This is a genomic window from Anaerotignum faecicola (genome assembly GCA_024460105.1).
Classification (GTDB): domain Bacteria; phylum Bacillota; class Clostridia; order Lachnospirales; family Anaerotignaceae; genus JANFXS01.
On the sequence record JANFXS010000001.1, the window covers coordinates 405,388 to 423,885 of the forward strand.

Annotated in this window: 14 protein-coding genes; 2 read left to right on the plus strand and 12 right to left on the minus strand. The window is 42.3% G+C overall.

Features of this window, described 5'->3' with window-relative positions; genetic code table 11:
* Positions 1-18: 18 nt before the first annotated feature.
* The 3 genes from NE664_01825 to NE664_01835 are packed head-to-tail and all read right to left on the minus strand — an operon-like array spanning position 19 to position 2,793.
* Positions 19-498, minus strand: coding sequence for a V-type ATP synthase subunit K (locus NE664_01825; GenBank protein ID MCQ4725400.1), 480 nt, complete (start codon positions 496-498; stop codon positions 19-21).
* 2 nt (positions 499-500) lie between these two features.
* Complete coding sequence (locus tag NE664_01830) at positions 501-2,480, minus strand: V-type ATP synthase subunit I (GenBank protein MCQ4725401.1); 1,980 nt, start codon at positions 2,478-2,480, stop codon at positions 501-503.
* A complete protein-coding gene (locus NE664_01835) occupies positions 2,467-2,793 on the minus strand; it encodes a hypothetical protein (GenBank protein ID MCQ4725402.1) in 327 nt (108 codons plus the stop codon). The genes NE664_01830 and NE664_01835 overlap by 14 nt, the downstream gene beginning before the upstream one ends.
* Positions 2,794-3,407: 614 nt before the next feature.
* Here NE664_01835 and NE664_01840 point away from each other — a divergent pair.
* The gene (locus NE664_01840; protein ID MCQ4725403.1) at positions 3,408-4,568 is read left to right on the plus strand and encodes an ROK family transcriptional regulator; all 1,161 of its coding nucleotides are present in this window, start codon (positions 3,408-3,410) and stop codon (positions 4,566-4,568) included.
* Positions 4,569-5,538: 970 nt separating this feature from the next.
* On the opposite strand, the gene NE664_01845 is transcribed toward NE664_01840, so the two are convergent.
* From NE664_01845 to NE664_01875, 7 genes are all read right to left on the minus strand, one after another.
* Positions 5,539-6,066, minus strand: a complete 528-nt coding sequence (locus NE664_01845) for a GNAT family N-acetyltransferase (protein MCQ4725404.1) — start codon at positions 6,064-6,066, stop codon at positions 5,539-5,541.
* 205 nt (positions 6,067-6,271) lie between these two features.
* Positions 6,272-7,135, minus strand: a complete 864-nt coding sequence (locus NE664_01850) for an NAD(P)-dependent oxidoreductase (protein MCQ4725405.1) — start codon at positions 7,133-7,135, stop codon at positions 6,272-6,274.
* A 20-nt stretch (positions 7,136-7,155) separates the two neighbouring features.
* Positions 7,156-7,899, minus strand: a complete 744-nt coding sequence (locus tag NE664_01855) for a nucleotidyltransferase family protein (GenBank protein ID MCQ4725406.1) — start codon at positions 7,897-7,899, stop codon at positions 7,156-7,158.
* Entirely contained in the window at positions 7,899-8,900 is a 1,002-nt protein-coding gene (locus NE664_01860; GenBank protein MCQ4725407.1) for an RluA family pseudouridine synthase, read from the minus strand. Before NE664_01860 ends, NE664_01855 begins: the two co-directional genes overlap by 1 nt.
* A gap of 15 nt (positions 8,901-8,915) precedes the next feature.
* Positions 8,916-10,020, minus strand: a protein-coding gene (gene prfB / locus NE664_01865; GenBank protein MCQ4725408.1) for a peptide chain release factor 2 whose coding sequence is annotated in 2 segments (ribosomal slippage) — positions 8,916-9,944 and positions 9,946-10,020 — 1,104 coding nt in all. Because the reading frame shifts where the segments join, the coding sequence is not laid out codon by codon here.
* 400 nt (positions 10,021-10,420) lie between these two features.
* Complete coding sequence (secA, locus tag NE664_01870; protein MCQ4725409.1) at positions 10,421-12,997, minus strand: preprotein translocase subunit SecA; 2,577 nt, start codon at positions 12,995-12,997, stop codon at positions 10,421-10,423.
* Between the two features lie 357 nt (positions 12,998-13,354).
* On the minus strand, positions 13,355-13,774 hold the full coding sequence (locus NE664_01875) for a hypothetical protein (protein ID MCQ4725410.1): 420 nt from the start codon (positions 13,772-13,774) through the stop codon (positions 13,355-13,357).
* A gap of 118 nt (positions 13,775-13,892) precedes the next feature.
* On the opposite strand from NE664_01875, the gene malQ reads away from it, so the two are divergent.
* Positions 13,893-15,464 carry a 4-alpha-glucanotransferase gene (gene malQ, locus NE664_01880; protein MCQ4725411.1) on the plus strand — a complete coding sequence of 524 codons (1,572 nt, stop codon included), beginning with the start codon at positions 13,893-13,895 and terminating at the stop codon, positions 15,462-15,464.
* Positions 15,465-16,024: 560 nt separating this feature from the next.
* On the opposite strand, the gene NE664_01885 is transcribed toward malQ, so the two are convergent.
* A complete protein-coding gene (locus tag NE664_01885) occupies positions 16,025-16,786 on the minus strand; it encodes a thioesterase (GenBank protein MCQ4725412.1) in 762 nt (253 codons plus the stop codon).
* Between the two features lie 151 nt (positions 16,787-16,937).
* Positions 16,938-18,401 carry a cardiolipin synthase gene (gene cls / locus NE664_01890; protein ID MCQ4725413.1) on the minus strand — a complete coding sequence of 488 codons (1,464 nt, stop codon included), beginning with the start codon at positions 18,399-18,401 and terminating at the stop codon, positions 16,938-16,940.
* Positions 18,402-18,498 lie beyond the last annotated feature (97 nt).

Here is an 18,498-nt window from a genome sequence, read left to right on the forward strand (position 1 = left end):
TCTGTAATTTTTTATAAATTAAAACTGGATACTGTTAATCATAAGGAACGAAATAAGGAGTGCAAGAACGGCATATGTTTCAACCATAGCTGCAAAAATCATGCCTTTTGCAAGCTCGCTTGGCTTTTTGCCGACAAGCATAATTCCGGCTGCCGCCGCTTTGCCCTGCGCAATGGCGGAGAAAATGCCTACAAGGCCGATAGGAAGGGAAGCGGCAAATATAAACGCGCCCTGTGCAACAGATATGTCAACCATGCCGTCGCCGCCGAGAAGCCCTACTTTAAGCAGTATAATAAACGCAATGAGAAGGCCGTAAATGCCCTGTGTGCCCGGAAGCGCCTGAAGCACAAGCACCTGGCCGAATTTATTCGGATCTTCCGAAACTACTCCCGCCGCTGCCTGGCCCGCAATACCGATACCTATGGCGCTGCCTATTCCGGCCAAAGCCGCCACTGCCGCGCCCAATAAAGCAAAAAACTGTCCGCTTAATTCTAACATAATTATTTCTCCTCCTTAATTATATCAACATATTTTGTTTTCCTTTCAAACGGCCTGAACGGCGTTCCGCCTCCGTCAAAGAACTTGCCGAAAAATTCCACATACTGGAGCCTGCTTGAGTGTACAAAGGATCCCAGCACGTTAATGGCCATATTGAAAGTGTGACCGATTAAAAACGCCGCTATCATAACCACAGCCCCGATAACTCCGCCTCCGGCAAGGCTGCCCAATGTGTTGATAACCTGCGCCACAACGCCTGTGGCAAGGCCGAGGGCCAACAGCCTTGAATATGAAAGCACATCCGACAGATAACTTGTTATGCCGTAAAGGCTTCCGAGGCCTCCTGTAATTTTTCCTATGCCTTTTTTATTTCTTCCGCCTGTCAAAAGTATACCGACAACGCCGACAATACTCATAACTTTTCCAACAGACGCAAGCGCCGGCGCAATGGAGCCCCCCACGCCGAAAAGCACAAGCCCGATTAAAAGCACATACCAAAGGAAAATATCGCAAACTGCGTCGATAGTGTGTCCGTTTTTAATTAATAAATACGCTTTAAGCCCCATTCCCGTAAAAAGATGAATTGCCCCAAGTATGAGAGAAAATACAAGAAGCGTCATAGGCTCGTTTACCGGGTTAAACCAAAGCGGATCAATCGTTATATCAATATTAAATATGCTTTTTGCCGCAACCGGGATGAAATCGCCGAACCAGCCGCCGAACATAACGCCCCAAAAAGCTGTGGAAATTCCGCAGTACATAAACATTTTGACAAGTTTTTTCATCATTCCTTCAAGACGGAATTTCTTCAAAACTATAAAACATCCGACAGTCAGTATAATTCCGTACCCGGCGTCGCTTAACATAAGCCCGAAGAAAATGAAATAAAACGGGGCCAGAAACGGCGTCGGATCAATATCGTTGACAGAAGGCGTGCTGTAAAGATCCGTAATAGCCTCAAACGGTTCGCTTAAAGCGTTCTGCCGCATAAGTATCGGCATTTCTTCGTCTTTTTCACGGTCTTTAATTTCAAAATAACAGTTATTTTTTTCAAGAAGCGATTTAACCTCATCTTCTTTATCCGCCGGAAACCATCCGTCAAAATAAAAGGCAGTTTTTGTTTTTACAATGCTCGAAAGCACTTTCGCTTTGTCCCTTTCGATTACAAGGCTGTCGTGAAGAAACTTAATGTCCTGTTCAGCCTGCTCATAATCCTTAATTTCCTTCACAAGGCTTTCTGATTTTAAATTGATTTTTTTAAGTTCCTTTTCAAATTCGGCAATATTTTCTGAAGCGGTGCCTTTTACGCCGCCGAAAGTTATAACGTTAAAATTATAAAGCCTAAGCGTTTCAAGCACGTCGTCCTTATCGTCGTTATAGCAGACGGCAAAAATGTAATTCATCTGCTCGTCGCCTGAAACTTTGAATATAACGGCCCTTCCGCTTTTTTCATCCACAGCCTTTTCCATTTCCTCAACGCTGACGGAAACCGGCGTTGTGCCCAGAATAATGCTTGTAAACTTGGTTCCGGTCATATCCAGAGGCAAATCATACTTTAACCATGGCCTAAGGCCCGCCGCCGACGTGTTGATTTTGCTTTCTTCATTTTTAAGGCGGGTTATTTCCTTATAAATTTCCAAAACATTATCAACCGTTTGGCTTATAGCCTCCTTATCGGAAAGCTTATTTTCAAAATCGGCCTCTTTCACAGGTTTTCTTGTTTTAAAGAGCGGTTTTTTGCTTTCGCTGTATTTTTCAATAGCGTCTATAGCCTGTTCGGCCTCGGCAATCTTTATATCGAGGGCATAAACCGCTTCCTCGTCGCCGTCCTTTTCAATAAGCGGCGACCACTCTGCGTCAGTAAGCTTTTCGTCCTGACTGTTAATTTCAACAGCCCCCATTTTTATAAGCGCGTCAATGGTTTGGGGCTTTACGGCGTTAAGTCCGACAACGCTGAGTTTTTTTAATTCAACTATCGCCATTTATGCCCACTACCTTTCCTATAACCGCTTTTACAGCCGAAGCCTTTCTTTTGCCGGCTTCTTCCTCAACCATAGAACATTCGGCGTTGGCCTTGGCAATTATTTCTTCAACCTCTTTCCTGCTTTCTTCAACTGCCGCTTTAATAAGACGCTTTTCTGTTTCCTTAGCTTCATTTTTTGCATCCACAAGCATCTGCGCCGCCTTAGCCTCGGCGTCTTTCACAATACTTTCTGCATCGCTTTGGGCTTTAAGCTTAACGGAGTCCGCCTCCTTTTCTGCTTCAACAATGTTCTTGACAACTTCAAAAGCCATTTATATCACCTCTCTTGTGTTTGCAGACATAAATATAACCCGTTATTTATATCCATAATTGTTAAAAAATTAATTTGCTAAAGAATAAGCATCTTCAACAAATAATTATTATAACCTGATTAATATTATAAATATATAACTTACAACCAGATATTTTACAAATAATTGTATCAAATTATCAAAACAGCCTATAAATTCCTATTTTAACTATATAATTCTAATATTAAAGCAAAGCGCTTAATTTGTCAAGTTTATATAATAATTGTTTATGTTTAAAAAGTCCCTCGGCATATTAATTAAACAAAAAAATTAATTCGTTATTTTTTTAACTTTATGGTTGCTTCAGTTTACAGGGCACACACGCCGCACAAGGAAAAATTTTCAGCATTTCCGTGTTGCATACGCTTGCCTAGGGAACCGCTAACGTCCGTTAAAACTGTGTGCGCACTTGTAAACTGAAACTAATCTAAGTTAAAATAAATCTATAATTTTTATAACCGTTTGTTAAACATACGTTAAAATAAAAAAATATGTCTGACCTTGTAAAAGAAACTGTTTGGATATATACTCTTTAATATAACATATTGTCACCATACGCAAAGGGGGCGCCTGCAATGATAAAAGGAAGCAAAGGCCTTATAAGGGATTTAAACACTGCCGCCGTAATAGAAACCATAATTAAATATGCGCCCATTTCACGCATTGATATCGCCAAAGAAACAGGGCTTACAAAAAGCACTGTTTCGACAATCGCCCAAAACCTTATTGACAACGGTATTGTTGAAGAAACAGAAACGGCAGGCAAAAATATAGGCCGCAAAAGCATACCTCTTATGCTTAAAAGCGAGTGCGGCTATGCCGCGGCTATTGAAATATGCCGCGGCACGGTAAGGCTTATGGCTTTTAACATGTGCGGGCAAAAAATATACGCCACAAAAAAGCTTCCGTACATAGACGGAGCTCTGTTTGAAACAATAAAACACGCCGTTGACAGATGCCTTTTATCATTGGGGCAAAGCGACTACGGAATAACAGGCATATGCCTGTCGGTTGACGGAATTGTAAAAAATAACCGTATTATATATCCGCCTTCATACGAAACGCCGATGCGCGGCCTTGCAGACAGCCTTACGGAAGAATACGGCTTGCAGGTGTACATATATAATAAGGCAAACCTTGCCGTATTGGGGGAAAACCTATATTCAATACGTACAGACAATGCCGCGCTTATAAATGTTTCAAACAATATTAATATGGGGCTTATATCAAACGGCAGGCTTTTTACGGGAATCGGAGGGGCCGCATGCAGTATCGGCCACATGGTTATAGAGGCCGGCGGCAAGCCTTGCCCATGCGGGAACCGCGGCTGTTTCAACCAATATGCTTCTGTTTGCGCCATACTGGATATAGTGGGCGAAAGAAAAAATCACGCCGTCAATTTTGAAAGTTTCTGCCATTTGTTTAACTCAAACGATAAAGACGCCCATTTGGCCGCCGCATATTTTATTAAATATATGTCAATAGGGCTTAAAAATGTTATTAATCTGTATAACCCTGAAATAATTGTTATAAACTGCCCGTTAACAACATATTTCGACGAGATATTTCTCCGCCTTAAAAACAGCCTTGATGCAAATAAGGGTATACTATACCGCGCGATGCTCAAAGACGACGCGCAATTTTACGGCGGCGCGGCCGTGTGCATTACAAACTTTTTAAAAATAGAAAATTTCACTCCCGCTTTATGTTATTTTAACCGCCTTAAAATACTTTAAATACACAATATTAAAATTTAAACGCCCTCTCATATAAACCGAAAACTTACTTTTTACGTCGGCCGCCTTCTATCAATCTATTTTCGTCTGCCGGCCGCCATGTATTTTAGTCATAGCCAATATACAATAATACTTGAAAAAAACCATCCTCCAATGCCAAAGCCTTTTAAAATATCCGCCGTCAGCATTGTTGATAACAACGGCGCTTTCAATACATTCTGATTAAACATAGGTTTTAACCCAATGCCCAAGTATTAAGGCAATACTATTTTCAGCTTTTTAATTGTTTAAAACAAGACTTTGCGGCATATTGCCATATGGTTTATGGCTGATGCTTTCCCGTATACCTTTATACGCCGCGAGATCTGTCGGCGTTACGGTTCGGTATATATATTCCTTCATTTAGAGCCCGTAAAATTAATAGTTTTTATACTGATATGAAAATGTTTCCGAAAATTTCGGTTTAACAGTTTAAATAAATACCCTGTTTTACAAAAATATCCCTTTTAGGACACTCTCCCGATATAATTAAACCCACTATGGATACAGGCATATTTGCGCCTTCGCGGATATGTGTCCCGCGCCTTGCGCCTTCATAGCCGCCGATCCGCCTTATCTTCAGTTTACAAGAACGCATACGTTTTTAGCCGGAGCTAAAACCCTACGGCTTCACAAGGGTAAAATTTTTTTAAGCTCAATGTGCAGCGTAGCCTACGGCAATCGCATGCAGCATATAAATGCTGGAAATCTTTTCTTGCCCGGCGTGTTTGCCCATTTAAATTTAAACTGAAGCTTCTCGCCTGTAATATAAAAACGCCATAGATGTTTGGATTATTTTAGCCAACAACTATGGTATCAATACTAGCGACATGTAATAATAACAAGTATTTATTTCCGCGTATAAATTAAAAAATCACCGGATATTTTCGCATTGCGCACTCCGACGTTTCTATTCAGATATACAATAGGGCTATAAATCCTCCTTATCCAGAAAAAATACTTTTTTATTTAAAACCGCCCCGTCAAAACGAACCTCCGCTTTATGAAGCAGGCCTTCAAACCTAAAACCGCACTTTTTTATAACTTTTTCCGAAGCCTTGTTGTAATCATAGCATGTAACCGAAATACCGTCCAACCCCAAATTTTTAATTCCGTATTCCACAACGCATCCCGCACATTCCGTTGCATAGCCTTTTCCCCAGTAATCTTTTCCGATTGCGTATCCGAGGGCTTTAACGTTAGGATTTTCACGCATAACGTCGTCAATAAAGCCTATTGTGCCTATCAGTTTTCCACATTCCTTAATAACTATGCCCCAAACGTTTTCTTTATCTAAAAATACTTCTTTCATAACTTCTTTTGTTTCCCCTATGTTTTCATGCGGCTTCCACCCCGCGTCAATCCCTACCTGCGGGAACGAAGAATATTCAAATATATCCTCCGCATCATTTTCGCTTACAGGCCTTAATATAAGCCTGTCCGTATATAATATTTTCATTTCTCCCTCCAAAAAAAGACGGGATTAACCCGCCTACAAATACGCTTCCAGTTTTTCAACGCTTTTTTCAATCCAAATTTTTGCATCCATATAAACGGCTTAACACCGCAAAGCCTTTATTCCGATAAAAGATATATCCCTAATCGGATAAAAGCTTTATAAGCGGCTTAGCTCCAGTTTGCAAGGACGCACACTGAAAATATCATTATTTTTTATAATACTCTATTATGGCTTGGGTTCCCAAATCTCCCATGCCTTTACTTTCAAGCTCTTTAAATTTAGCGCAAACATCTTCGAGTACGGTTAAACTAAGGCCTTTCGACAAAGCTTCTTCATCGGCAATTTTCATATCCTTAATAAAATGCTTGATAAAAAACCCCGGAGCATAATCCCCTGACGCCATTTTAGGCCCGTTATTTGACATCTGCCAGCTTCCGGCCGCGCCGCTTGAAATTGTATCAAGCATAATATTTACATCTACGCCCATGACTTTCGCATAGCTTACCGCTTCGGCTACGCCGCATACGGTGCCTGCAATGGCAATCTGATTCGCCATTTTTACATGCTGCCCGCTTCCGGCTTTTCCTTCATACCTAATATTTGTACCCATTGCCCCAAATATATCGGCGCATGCGTCAAAGTCCTCTTTACGGCCGCCCACCATAATTGCAAGGGTTCCTTTTTCCGCTCCGATATCTCCACCGCTTACGGGAGCGTCAAGAGCTTTGAGCCCCTTTGCGGCCGCCGCTTCAAATATCCTCTCGGAAAGTTTGGGGCTTGTCGTAGTCATATCAATTATATACGAACCTTCTTTGGCATTTTCAATAATCCCGTTTTCTCCGAAATATACTTCCTCAACGTCCTTAGGGTATCCGACTATAGTTATAACGGCGTCTTTGTTCCGCGCACATTCCCCAACGCTTCCGCACCATTGCGCACCCTGTGAAATAAGCTTATCAGCCTTAGATTTTGTCCTGGTGTAAACCGAAACTTCAAATCCCTTTTTCATCAAGTTAAGCGCCATAGCGCTTCCCATAACGCCAATGCCTATAAATCCGATCTTTTTCAAAAGAATCCCTCCTTTGATCCTTACATTCTTTTGGCCTCAAATATTTTCGACACATGCTCAAGGCTCTGGGGCGTGCCTATATCGTAACATTCCTCTTCAAACATAAAGGCATGCATTTGTTTTCTTTTGCAGAGCCATTCAACGAAATAACCGGGCGCATCCGGCTTGTTTCCTTCCGCTATATATGTCTTAAAAAGAGGTATAGTTTCCCTTCTGTACATGTATGTGGCGTATACTGCAAGGTTGCTTTTCGGTTCCTGCGGTTTTTCTTCAACGTCAATTAAAACGCCGTTTTCATCAATCTCGGCAACGCCAAATTGTTTAAGCATTTCCATATCGCCAAAAGGCTTGACGCATACGCAGTCGGTTTGGATCGCTTTAAAGAACTCGTAATATTTTTTAAGGCTGAATGTAAAAAGGTTGTCCCCCGCAATCACAACCATATCGCTGTCAATGCCTTTTTTGTCTATTGCAAATTGTATATCTCCGATAGCCCCCAGCCTTGTTTCCTCGCTTACGGTTCCGTCGTCGATTACGGACACCGGTTTTGAAAATCTGCTGTCAGCCGCCCATTTTTCAAAATTTGAAGCAAATTTATGGTTGCTGATTACATACACCTCGTCTATATCGGCAATAGTTTCAATCTGTTCCATTATGTAGTCGATAATAGGTTTCCTGTTAATCGGCAAAAGGGCTTTCGGAGTATTTTTTGTTAACGGGTAAAGCCTTGTTGCATATCCGGCCGCCAATATTACTGCCTTCATCAAAATCCCTCCCTGTCTACGTCTAAATCAAAACTCCCAAAATAGTCGCGTTTAATAGCTTCAAATATATCCGGAAGATCCGCCGTAAACCTTCTTCCGTAAAGATAGCCCAGCGGCCCTCCTTCTTCTTCAAACGCAACGCTTAAAGCAAACAAAAACTGGTTGTTGAGACCATACTTTTCTCTGAAAATGCGGTTAATCCTTTCATCGCCGTATTTCCTGTCGCCCACAACGCCATACCCCATTGATTTTAAATGCGCCCTTATCTGATGGCTTTTTCCGGTTATAAGATCTATTTCCAAAAATGAAAATTTGTCCTTAACACAAAGAGGCCTAACCTTTGTATATACCTTTTTAGCTCCCGGAACTTCTTTTTTAAGAACTTTCACACTGTTTGAAACGCCGTCCTTTATATGGTAGCCGAAAAGCTCCTTTTCTTCTTCAAATTCGCCGCGCACCATTGTTACATAGTATTTTTTTAACTTTCTTTCGGCAATAATCCTGTTTAATTCCTGCACCGACCTCAAGTTCTTGCCGGCGATTACAATGCCGCCGGTATTCCTGTCAAGGCGGTTGCAGACGGCAGGAGTAAAGCTTGATTCTTTTGAAGGGCAGTATTGGCCTTTTTGGCTGAGATAGTAGAGCACCTGATCTATAAGGGTATCTTTTTCGCCCGCTTTTTCGGGATGCACAAGAAGCCCCGCCGGTTTTGAAACAATAATTATATTGTCGTCTTCATAGACAATACCGAAATGCCTTTCGGCTTTTGCCACGGCTTTTTCCTCCATAAACGCCCCCATTGTTTCATCCGAAAGGTACATTTGCAAAGAATCCCCGGCCTTAATGATTTCACTGCCCTCGGCTTTTTTGCCGTTATGCTTAATGCGCTTTTTCCTGAGCATCTTGTATACAAAGGATTTCGGAGCGGTATTGAAATATTTAAAAAGGAATTTGTCAAGCCTTTGGTTTTCCTCATTCTGGGTTATATTTATTTCCTTCATATGTTTTACCCCGTTTTAGCTGTGTATCCATCCTAAGTAAGCGTTAATAAAACTGTCTATACCGCCGTCCATAACGGCGTTTATGTTTCCTGTTTCCTCGCTTGTCCTGTGGTCTTTCACCATTGTATACGGCATAAACACATAACTTCTGATTTGGCTGCCCCATCCTATTTCCTTAACGTCGCCGCGTATTTCGGCAAGCTTTTTCATCTGTTCTTCAATTTTCAGCTCAAGGAGCTTGCTTTTAAGCATTTTCATTGCGCGGTCTTTATTGCTGTGCTGGCTTCTTTCGTTCTGGCACTGCACTACAATGCCTGTAGGCATATGCGTAATACGGATGGCCGACGACGTTTTATTAACATGCTGCCCGCCGGCCCCGCTTGCACGGTATGTGTCCACCCTGATATCGTCAGGATCCACAACTATGTCGATGTCGTCGTTAATTTCAGGCATAACGTCGCAGCTTGCAAAAGAAGTGTGCCTTCTTCCCGATGAATCAAACGGCGAAACTCTTACAAGGCGGTGGACGCCTTTTTCACTTTTCAAATATCCGTAAGCGTTTTCTCCGTTAACCTGTATCGTAACGCTTTTAACGCCCGCTTCGTCGCCCGCAAGGTAATCGAGGGTTTCAACGCCAAATCCCCTTTTTTCGGCCCAGCGCATATACATACGCATAAGCATGCTTACCCAGTCGCAGGCTTCCGTGCCGCCGGCTCCAGCATGAAGGGTTATGATTGCGTTTTCTTTGTCATATTCGCCGTCTAAAAGCGTCGATATTTTTAATTTTTCAAATTCCGCTTCAAATTCTTCTTTCAACGCCTTGGCTTCTTCGTAAAGTTCCGGATCTTCCTCTTCCTTCCCCATTTCTATAAGGGTATATATATCCTCGTATTTTCTGACGAGGGAGTCAAAGCCGTTTACCTTGTCCTTAAGCGCGGCTGTCTGCTGGAGAATTTTTTTTGCCTTCTCCATATCGTTCCAAAAGTCCGGATCCCCGGCAATACTTTCAAGTTCGCTTATTTTGTCCCTGGAATTAGCGACGTCAAAGTGAAGCCCCCATTTCCTCTAATTTTTCGTTGTACGGCGAAAGCTCAACGCCGATTTGTTCAAGCTCGAACATTTTAACACATCCTTTTTATTTATTTTTCATAGCTTAAAGCAGCGTAAGGCAGAAACAAAACGTCATCAAAAACACCCTTCTTAACGGCGCCGTTCCAATCCTGTTTTGCAAGGCGCGTAACCTTAACCGGCAAAAACTTGTTTTCATCGGTTTCACTGCTGTTTTAACATTTTAATTCTATAAAGTCAACATATTCATAAAATCATCGGAATAAATTCCTTGCCGCAAACATATTCCCGATTTTTAACCTTCAATCGTCCGTATTTCAAAATACAAACGTCAGCTTTTTTAATTCACTGAATTTTAAACATTATCCAGCGCATGGCATATTATACAAATACAGGCGTTTTCATATTATATTTTCCCGCTGTGCAAAAATCGTAAGGCTCTGTCGGCTATATTATCTTCCGCAGCACTGTTTATATTTTTTGCCGCTTCCGCACGGACATGGATCGTTTCGTCCCACTTTGTCATCTTTCCTTACTTTCGGCTTAGCGCCAAGAGTATCGTCTTTGTTTGTAAACATCTGCTTCTGTTCGATGTCCTCGCGTTTAGGTTCGGCCACTACCCTTACATGATAAAGCCCGCGCACAGTTTCCTGCTGTATATTAAAGCTTAATTCGTTAAACATGTCATAACTTACATATTTATATTCAATAAGCGGATCTCTTTGGCCGTATGCCTGAAGCCCTATCCCCTGACGCATGCGATCCATATCGTCAATATGATCCATCCATTTGGAATCGATTACTTTGAGCATTATTACCCTTTCAATTTCCCTCATACGCTCCGGCGAACCGATTTCCTTTTCTTTCGCTTCATACATTTTTGTTGCGATTTTAAGTATGTCTTCCGTAAATTTTTCTTTCGTAATCGTTTCAATATTTTCTTTTTTAATCGCAAGGTTTCCGAGAGGAATTATCTGGTTAAAATACTCGTTAAAAGCCACAAAGTTCCATTGTGCCGGATCTTCCGGGGCATCCTGCGTGCAAATCTCCACAGCTTTTTCAACAACAGCCTTAATCATATTCATAATACTGTCGCGGAGATCTTCGCCGAAAAGGACGCGGCGGCGTTCGCCGTATATTATTTCCCTCTGCTCGTTCATTACTTCGTCATAGTCGAGAAGATGCTTTCGTATAGCAAAGTTATTGCCTTCAACCTTCTTCTGGGCGTTTTCAATGGCTTTTCCGAGCATGCCGTGTTCAATGGGCTCGTCTTCGTCAAGGCCCAGCGCGTCAATAATTTTCATTGTCTTTTCGGAGCCGAAAAGGCGCATCAAATCATCCTCAAGCGAAATAAAAAACCTTGATTCGCCCGGATCTCCCTGACGTCCGGCGCGTCCTCTCAGCTGGTTGTCTATACGCCTGGACTCATGGCGTTCCGTGCCTATTATTTTAAGGCCGCCAAGCTCCTTAACGCCTTCGCCGAGCTTAATATCGGTTCCGCGCCCGGCCATGTTTGTAGCGATTGTAACCGCGTTCATCTGCCCTGCAAGAGCTACGATTTCGGCCTCTTTCTCATGATATTTGGCATTTAAAACCTGATGCGGTATTCCGCGTTTTTTAAGCATTTTGCTTAATTCTTCACTTTTTTCAATAGTTATTGTGCCTACAAGCACAGGCTGGCCTTTTTTATGCGCCTCTTCAATATCATTAACAACCGCGCGGAATTTTGCCGCCTCGCTTCTGTAAACAACATCTGTTTTGTCAATCCTCTGTATGGGAAGGTTTGTAGGTATAACGACGACGTCCATGTTGTAAATATTCCTAAATTCGGCCTCTTCAGTCTGCGCCGTACCCGTCATGCCCGCTTTCTTTTCATATTTGTTAAAAAAGTTCTGGAACGTTATAGTCGCGAGAGTTTTGCTTTCTTTGTTAACTTTTACATGTTCCTTGGCCTCTATTGCCTGATGCAGGCCGTCGGAATAACGGCGCCCAGGCATAATACGTCCGGTAAACTCGTCTACTATCATAACTTCGTCATCCTGGACAACGTAGTTTTGATCCCTGAACATTTGATAATTGGCTTTAAGCGCGTTATTTATATGATGAAGCAGTTCCATATTATCGGGATCCGTAAGGTTTTCGATTTTGAAAAACTTTTCGGCCTTTTCAACGCCCTGCTGGGTCAGCGTAACGCTCTTTGCTTTTTCGTCTACAACAAAATCGCCCTCTTCGATAAGTTCTTCTTTCATAAGAGGGTTAAGCGCCTCTTCCTCGTTGACAATGCGCCCTTTTGTAAGCGCTTTGGCGAATACGTCCGCAACTTCATAAAGCTGCGTGCTTTTTGAACCGCTGCCTGAAATAATAAGGGGAGTTCTCGCCTCGTCTATAAGTACGGAGTCGACCTCGTCGATAATTGCATAATGAAGGCCCCTTTGAACCATATTTTCCTTCCTTACAACCATATTGTCCCTAAGGTAGTCAAAACCAAGTTCATTATTTGTAGCATATGTTATATCGCAGTTATAAGCCATACGCCTTTCTTCGCTTATCATATTGTTAAGCACAACCCCTACCGTAAGGCCGAGGAACCTGAAGATCTGCCCCATCCAGTCGGAGTCGCGGTTTGCAAGGTAATCGTTGACGGTTACAATATGAACTCCTTCGCCGGTCAAAGCGTTAAGATACGCCGGAAGCGTTCCTACAAGAGTTTTTCCTTCTCCCGTTTTCATTTCCGCAATACGTCCCTGATGAAGTACGATACCGCCGATAAGCTGCACTTCAAAATGGCGCATGCCCATAACCCTTTTAGCCGCTTCCCTGACGTTGGCAAAAGCTTCCGGGAGCAAATCGTCTAAGGATTCGCCGTTTTTATACCTCTCTTTGAATTCGTCGGTTTTCGCCCTCAGCTCGTCGTCGCTTAAAGCTTCAAACGTGCTTTCAAGGGCGTCAATTTTCGCAACAATAGGCTTGATTTTTTTAATTTCCTTCTCACTGTAGTTGCCAAAAATTTTCTCTAAAAAACTCATTATTAAATTCACCTCAAAAAATTTTTTTCATGTAACAGCCGCCTCAGTTTACAACAAAACACACAAAAACAAGGCTGAAACAAATGTTCATTGCGTCTGAATTGTCCCAAAAATGTGTATTCCCTTATAAACTGAGGAATAAAGCCGCAATTAAGCCCTAACATCCATTATACAGTTTAACAGATAAAAACACATGTAGCAATAAAAATAAGAAATTGTTAAAAAATTAGTTACAAAGCATAGAATTTATATTTTCCCGGCTATTAATCATTATGTCTTTTTTATACATAAATTATTATAATATGTATAGGCCGGGGATAAAATCCCCGGCGCTGAACTCTTTATGCGGCGCGGCTTTAATTAAAGCTCGCTCCTTTCAGCGTTAGTATCGCTCCTGTAAGCGCTGTAACCGGAATCGTCGCCGTAAAGGGTGCCGCTTACGCCGCCGTTATATCCCGCGGCGTTGTTATTTCCGTAATTATACACTCCGTTGCCGTATCCGTAGCCGCCTGCGCCGTAATTATACATTCCGCCGTAATATCCGTCTGTACCGACGTACGCGCCGTCATCCCAAAGGCTGTTGTAGCCTGTGTCGTAATCATATCCGTAGCCGTTGTCATAACCATAGCTGTTGCCGTTTCTGTCATAATAATAACCCATTGTATCGTACCCTGTATCGTCTAAAGTCCTGCCCAGGTTTGTGCCTGTGCTTCCGCATCCCGATAATACCGCAATACTCAAAGCAGACGCTGAAAATAAAATTGTTTTATTAATATTCATAATTAACCTCCCAAATACAAATAATTATTGTGTTGCCGATTTATTTTCTGTAAAATAAGAGTTATGATACTGTATTTACTTTTCCACAATATGAATTTTTATAGAAAGAAGGCATTATATGCTAAACAAAAGAAAATGCGGCATACTGCTTCATCCGACTTCAATGCCGTCGCCATACGGCATAGGAGATTTAGGACAAGGCGCGTATGAATTTATAGATTTCTTGGAAAAAAGCGGGCAAAAACTATGGCAGGCGCTCCCTATAGGCCCCACAGGCTACGGCAATTCGCCCTACCAAAGTTTTTCCGCCTTTGCCGGGAATTTCCTTCTTATAAGCCCCGACATGCTTTTTGAAGAAGGGCTTCTTTGCGAACATGATTTTAAAGACAAGCCTCAATTCGACGACAGCAAAGTTGATTTCGGTTCCGTTATAGGCTACAAGACCATACTTTTTAAAAAAGCGTTTCAAAAATTTAACATAAAAGACATACGGTTTAAATCATTTTGCACCCGGAACGCAGGATGGCTTAACGATTACGCCCTTTTCTCGGCATTAAAAGAACACTTTATGGAAATTCGGAAAAACGGTATTGAAAACAGCATGTTTAAATGCTTTGCCGAACGCGCTCCAAAAATTCTCGATATAAACAGCCTTAAAGATTTGTATTTTGGCGGCGTTTGGAACACATGGCCGGAAGAACTTGTTAAAAGGGAACCCGAAACAATAAAAAAATATGAGACCCTTCTTTCGGAAGAAATACGCTTTTTTAAATTCCTGCAATTTAAGTTTTTTACCCAATGGCTTAAATTAAAAGAATATGCGGCGTCAAAAAATATCGAAATTATAGGCGACATACCCATTTTCGCCGCTTATGACAGCGCCGACGTCTGGGCGAATCAGAACCTTTTCGAGCTTAATGAAAGCGGTTTTCCGATTAATGTTGCCGGAGTCCCGCCCGATTATTTCAGCAGTACGGGCCAGCTTTGGGGCAATCCGCTTTATGTATGGAAAAACCATGCCGAAACGGGGTATGACTGGTGGATCAAACGGGTTAAAAACCAACTTTCCCTTTTTGATATATTGAGAATAGATCATTTCCGCGGTTTTGAAAGCTATTATTCCATACCTTTCGGAAACCCCGACGCAACGTGCGGGAAATGGGTGAAAGGCCCCGGACGCGGGCTTTTTGACGCAATAAAAAAAGAACTCGGCTCTCTTCCTATTATTGCGGAGGATCTCGGCGTTATCACCCCTCCCGTCGCAAAACTGCGGCAAAGCCTTAACCTTCCGGGAATGAAAATACTCCAGTTTGCTTTTGACAACAGTGAAAATAATCAATATCTGCCGCATAATTATGACAAAAACTGCGTCGTTTATACAGGCACCCATGACAACGACACAACCGTAGGCTGGTACAATGCCGCCGACGAAAGCGGTCGCGATTATTTCCGCCGATATATGAACAGCAGCGGAAATTCCCCTTCATGGGATCTTATAAGGCTTGCGGTTTCATCATGCGCCGATACGGCAATATACCCTCTTCAGGACGTGCTTTGCCTAGGCGCTTCAGCCCGAATGAATACGCCGGGTACAAACGGGGAAAACTGGCTGTGGAGGTACGCGAAAGGCGAACTGCTCGAAAGCCATGCCGTTTCGCTTAAATACCTTACAAAAATATTTAAAAGGTGATTTTATGCAGACAGAAACAAAATTTCCGGCCTTTGCGGCGTTCCTTCTTTTCGTTCTTTTTATATTGTTTGACGTAAGGGAAGTTTATAGCCTGTCAAATTACGTTAAATTTGCTTTTATGTGCGCTGTTTTTATAATCTCCGTTTTAAACCGCGATATATTTATAACATTGGGCATGATGCTCACCGTAGTATGCGATTATTTCCTTTTGTTCACCCGGGACGTCGTTGCCGGAGTTTCCCTGTTCTGCCTTGTCCACATAATATATACTTTTTATAACAGCGAAAAAAAATTAACGGCGGCCCTGATACTGGCCGCCTCTTTACCCGCTATATATGTCTTAAACGCCACTGTACTGCCGGACGTTATATTATTTTATGCCGTCTGTTTTATTTTAGATATATTTTCCGCATTCAAATATGCCGCGGGCAGGCGCCCTCTTTTTTGCGCGGGGCTCGTTCTTTTCGCATTATGCGACATATGCGTAGCCTTCTACAATCTGACGGGCAGCAATACCGCATTTTTCTTTATATGGGTGTTTTACGCCCCGTCGCAGTTCCTTATTGCGCAATCCCCTTCCAGACAGAAACAACCTCGCTGTAAATTACGCTTTCATCGTCCGCGCCGCAAAAGGCCGTTATAATTTCAGTGTCTTCACCGTCCATGCATTTATATGTTTTTGCAATCACACGGGAACCCCTGTAACATTCACGGCGGTAAGCAACTTTTAACTCGGAAACGAAACCGTTATAATATACGCCGTCCGGCACACAGTCCATAGCCCAGGCTATATACTGCACATTATTCGCATGCCCGTTGGTATCTGTTTCGCTCCTTTTAACAACAAACGTACTTCTGCTTATGAGACTTCCTTCCGAAACCTTCGGCATTTTATATTTTTCTCCTGCTATAGCCGCTTCAAGGCCGCTTTCATATGCTTTCTGCATTTCTTCCGAAACGAAAACGGGCTTCCTTTTTTCCAGATCCATAAAAACCCATCTTGAGTTTGCCCTTATAATTTCACTGCCGCCGTCGTCAAGAACCGTGTAGCTTCTTTCTGCAAGTATCTTTTTTGTTGATGACGCCCATGTCCTGAGTTTTATTTTCTCGCCGCACTTCGGATATCTTAAAACGTCAATGTGCCAGTTCGTTATTATCCAGCCCCTGTTTTCTTTTAAAAGCAGTTCTATAGTATATCCAAGGCTGTCGCTGTGGCGGATGGCCAAATCCTGAAAAAGCGTGGCTAAGCTCGCCGGTTTAAGGCAAAGCCTGTTATTTACTTCATAATATGAAATTTCCTTTTGTTCTTCATAGTATCCCATTTGAATATACCTCCAAATCCCCGCATAGCCGGCTATGTTTATCCGATATTAAGCCCAGAGCGCCTTAAACGGTTCAATACGCCGCATGAAAAAACCGCCTAAATATCCGATCAGACAGTGCGGCCGCTAAACCGCCGATACAATACGCCGCTTAAAGCATCGGCGAAACAAGCCTTGAAAGCGCCTCCTTAAATCTAAAACTCCTGCTTCTTGCATAATACCACTCTTTCGTTATCTCCGTACATTCTTTCAGATCATTGTAAAAATCCTCTTCAAGCATACGGACAGTTTTTGGATCGTATATAAACGCATTAACTTCAAAATTAAGTCCGAAACTGCGTATATCCATATTTGCCGTTCCGACAGTGGCAACAATCCCGTCTATGTAAACGGTTTTTGAGTGTATAAATCCCGTTTCATACTGATAGCATTTAACTCCCGCTTCCAAAAGTTCTCCAAGGTAACTCATGCTGGCCCAATATACAAAGGGATGATCGGGATGCGCCGGTATTATAATACGCACGTCAATATCCGAAAGCGCGGCCACCCTCAACGCTTCAAGTATGCCGTCGTCAGGCGAAAAATAAGGCGTTTCGATCAATATTGTTTTTTCCGCCTCATTAATCATCTTAAAATAGCTGTTTTTAACATTTCGCCACTGGGTATCGGGCCCGCTGCATACAATTTGTGCCGGAAGATATTCTTTGCATTTATATTTAGGGAAATAGTAGCTGTTTTTTTCTATCCTGTCATTGGATGAATAATTCCAGTCCATGAGGAAACGGATATGCAGCTGGGCTACAACCTCGCCCTCGAACCTTACATGGGTATCCCTCCAAAAGCCAAAACGCTTTACCATTCCCAAATACTCCATTCCTATGTTGAATCCTCCGACATATCCCACAACGCCGTCTATAACCGCTATTTTCCTGTGGTTTCGGCAGTTAATGCGCAAAAACGGCGGCACGGGGAAAGCCGCCGCCTGTCCCCCGGCGTCGGTAAGCCTTTTAAAAAAGTTTTTCGGCAGTGTCCTGTTTCCCATGTAGTCGTATAAAACCCTCACCTCAACGCCTTCGGCGGCCTTGTCCGCCAATGCGTCTATAATTCTTTTCCCCAGCTCGTCCCCTCTGAATATATAGTATTCAAGATGGACAAAGTGTTTTGCATTTTCTATATCGCTTATGAGCGAATCAAATTTCTGCACTCCGTCAGTAAAATGTTCCATTTTATTATAATAGGTAAGCCAGCTTCCGCTGTTTATATTTAAAGTTGCAAAGTCATAGAGATATTTGTATTCTTTTCCCAAACCGATGCCGTCGTTGCTGAACGCCTGCATTACGACGCGTTCGGCAAGTTCCTCGTCGTCGTCCACATATTTAAAAAGCGTTTTTTTGTCATTTGCCGTTTTTTCCTCAAAAACTTTTTGTTTTGACGAATTTCTCCCGAATACAAGATATATAAAAAATCCAAGCACAGGTATAAAAAACAGCACAAACATCCACGCCCATGTGCTCGCCGGGTTTCGGCGTTCAAAAAACACTACTATAGCGGCAAGGATTACGTTGCCTACGAAAACCGCCGTTATAATTGAAAGTACAATATTAAGTGTTGACATCCTTTCCCACCTCCGCAATATTAAAAGTATACCAAAACATTACTTAAATTAACAGCTTATTCAAAAAAATTTATTCCTTTTAAATTTACTATTCCCT

Coding starts and splice junctions, on each gene's coding strand:
- NE664_01825 (MCQ4725400.1), bottom strand. CDS start 498: ATGTTAGAATTAAGCGGACAGTTTTTTGCTTTATTGGGCGCGGCAGTG.
- NE664_01830 (MCQ4725401.1), bottom strand. CDS start 2,480: ATGGCGATAGTTGAATTAAAAAAACTCAGCGTTGTCGGACTTAACGCC.
- NE664_01835 (MCQ4725402.1), bottom strand. CDS start 2,793: ATGGCTTTTGAAGTTGTCAAGAACATTGTTGAAGCAGAAAAGGAGGCG.
- NE664_01840 (MCQ4725403.1), top strand. CDS start 3,408: ATGATAAAAGGAAGCAAAGGCCTTATAAGGGATTTAAACACTGCCGCC.
- NE664_01845 (MCQ4725404.1), bottom strand. CDS start 6,066: ATGAAAATATTATATACGGACAGGCTTATATTAAGGCCTGTAAGCGAA.
- NE664_01855 (MCQ4725406.1), bottom strand. CDS start 7,899: ATGAAGGCAGTAATATTGGCGGCCGGATATGCAACAAGGCTTTACCCG.
- NE664_01860 (MCQ4725407.1), bottom strand. CDS start 8,900: ATGAAGGAAATAAATATAACCCAGAATGAGGAAAACCAAAGGCTTGAC.
- NE664_01875 (MCQ4725410.1), bottom strand. CDS start 13,774: ATGAATATTAATAAAACAATTTTATTTTCAGCGTCTGCTTTGAGTATT.
- malQ (MCQ4725411.1), top strand. CDS start 13,893: ATGCTAAACAAAAGAAAATGCGGCATACTGCTTCATCCGACTTCAATG.
- NE664_01885 (MCQ4725412.1), bottom strand. CDS start 16,786: ATGGGATACTATGAAGAACAAAAGGAAATTTCATATTATGAAGTAAAT.
- cls (MCQ4725413.1), bottom strand. CDS start 18,401: ATGTCAACACTTAATATTGTACTTTCAATTATAACGGCGGTTTTCGTA.